General features: G+C 77.0%; 2 protein-coding genes. One reads left to right on the top strand and one right to left on the bottom strand.

Features of this window, described 5'->3' with window-relative positions; all coding sequences use genetic code 11:
* The coding region (locus tag ACFV4G_RS43395; RefSeq protein WP_380449170.1) for an HAD-IC family P-type ATPase at positions 1-673 on the top strand (673 nt) is incomplete at its 5' end.
* 266 nt (positions 674-939) lie between these two features.
* On the opposite strand, the gene ACFV4G_RS43390 is transcribed toward ACFV4G_RS43395, so the two are convergent.
* Positions 940-1,659: an SDR family NAD(P)-dependent oxidoreductase gene (locus tag ACFV4G_RS43390; RefSeq protein WP_380449168.1), complete on the bottom strand. Its 720-nt coding sequence runs from the start codon at positions 1,657-1,659 to the stop codon at positions 940-942.
* Positions 1,660-2,243: the final 584 nt, after the last annotated feature.

Raw genomic sequence — 2,243 nt, 5'->3', positions numbered from 1 at the left:
CCTCGCGGAGCACGCCCGGCCCCTGCCCGAACGCTTGGCCGCGGCCAAGCGGACCGCCGAGGCGGCCGGGCGGACGGCGATCGCGGTCGGCTGGGACGGCGAGGCCCGGGCCGTCCTGGAGGTCGCCGACGCGGTCCGGCCGACCAGCGCCCGGGCCGTCGCCGAACTGCGCGCGCTCGGCCTGCGCCCGGTCCTGCTGACCGGTGACCACCGGGCGGTGGCCGAGGCCGTCGCCGCCGAGGTCGGCATCGCCCCCGAGGACGTGATCGCCGGCGTCCTGCCCGAGGAGAAGGTCGCCGTCGTCGAACGCCTCCAGGCCGAGGGCCGCTCGGTCGCCATGGTCGGCGACGGCGTCAACGACGCCGCCGCGCTCGCCCGGGCCGACCTCGGCCTCGCCATGGGCACCGGCACCGACGCCGCCATCGAGGCGAGCGACCTCACCCTGGTCCGCGCCGACCTGCGCTCCGCCGCCGACGCCATCCGGCTCTCCCGCCGGACCCTCGGCACCATCCGGGGCAACCTCTGCTGGGCCTTCGGCTACAACGTCGCCGCGATCCCGCTGGCCGCCGCCGGACTGCTCAACCCGATGATCGCCGGGGCCACGATGGCCTTCTCCTCGGTCTTCGTCGTCACCAACAGCCTCCGGCTGCGCCGCTTCGAGGCCGCCGCCTGACGGCCGTCCCCAGCGGCCCGGCCCGAGAGGCCGTCCCGAAACGAGCGCGGGGGGGGGGGGGGCGGGGGCGGGGGGCGGCGCGCCCCCCCCCCCCCCCCCCCCCCCCCCCCCCCCCCGCCCCGGCCCGCCCGCGCGCCCCCCCCCCCCCCGCCCGCCGCCCGGCGGGCCCCCCCCCCCGCCGGGGGCCGCCCCCCCCCCCCCCCGCCCCCCCCCCCCCGCCGCCGTCCGGAGCTCAACGCCGTCCGGGGCTCGACACCGTCAGGGGCTCAACGCCCGAGCAGCTCGCCGCCGTTGCAGTGCAGGATCTCGCCGGTGATGAACCCGGCCTCGGGCGAGGCGAGGAAGTACACGGCCCCCGCGACCTCCCCCGTCTCCCCGATCCGGCCGAGCAGCGTGCGCGCCGCGCGGCGGGCCACCTCGGCCTCGTCCAGCCGCGGTCCGAAGAACTCGGTGCCCGCCACCGTGCCCGGGGCGACGATGTTCGCGGTGATGCCCGAGGTGCCCAACTGGGCGGCCAGGAAGTGGTTCCAGGCGTGCAGCGAGGCCTTCGCCGCGCCGTAGGAGCCGGCCCCGCGCAGGGCGGCGATCGAGCTGATCGTGACGACCCGGCCGGAGCCCGGGGTGAGCCGGTCGCGGATCGACTCGGTGAGCAGCACCACGGTCAGCACGTTGCGCTCGAAATCGCCGCGCCAGCGCGCCAGCAGCGCGTGCGGGCCGGCGCCGATCACGGTCTCGCGGCTGCCGGCGTTGTTCACCAGCACGTCGACGCGCTCGGGCAGTTCGGCGAGCGCGGCCTCGACGGCGTCCGGGTCGGCGAGGTCGCAGACCAGCGGGGTGACGTTCGGCCCGAGCTCGGCCGCGGACTTCTCCAGCACCGCCCGGCGGCGGCCGACGATCACGACCCGTTCGCCCGCCTCGGCGAACCGCCGCGCCACTTCGAACCCGATTCCCGTGCCACCGCCGGTGACTACGACGTTCCTGGCCATCTGCGCACTCCCTCCCCAGTTCCGCCGCCACGCTGCGAGGGTGCGGGACGGTCCGTACCGGAATGCCACGATTCCTATCACGCTCGGTTGCCGTGACTGCGGGGAGGGTGACGTCGCCCGCGCCGGAACGTGTGGTATGGGCCCGGTACGACGCGCACACGGAGCGTGGCGAGAGGCAGCTCACACCCCCCGGGCGTAACTTCTCGCACCCTGATACGTCTTAGGTTGGTAGTGCGGCAGTTTTCCGAGGGACGGAGACGCGACGAACGGCAACGCGTCCCCGTGCCTCCACTGCCGCCGACGGGGCTCCGGCGGGCCCCGGGTCGGCCGTCGAATCGACGGCCTTCGCGCACGGCGCCGGGGTTGTGGCGGGCCAGGGACGCTTTGAGCGGCCGTCCCGGGCTGCGGCCGGCCCCGGAGTCGTGCGCCGTACGATCCCGTCCCCGCGGGAACGATCCGCACGGCTCCACCGCGCGGGGACGCACGAGGGCCCCGGGGGCCCCCCCGGGGGGGGGCCCCGGGGGGGGGGGGGGGGGGACCAACAACCCCCCCCACCAAACCCACCAAAACAACCGGATGCAGCT

Origin of the sequence: Kitasatospora sp. NPDC059747 (assembly GCF_042732955.1) — a bacterium.
GTDB lineage: Bacteria > Actinomycetota > Actinomycetes > Streptomycetales > Streptomycetaceae > Kitasatospora.
Note: the sequence above shows the minus strand (reverse complement) of the source record. Positions and strands in the feature narration are given on the sequence as shown.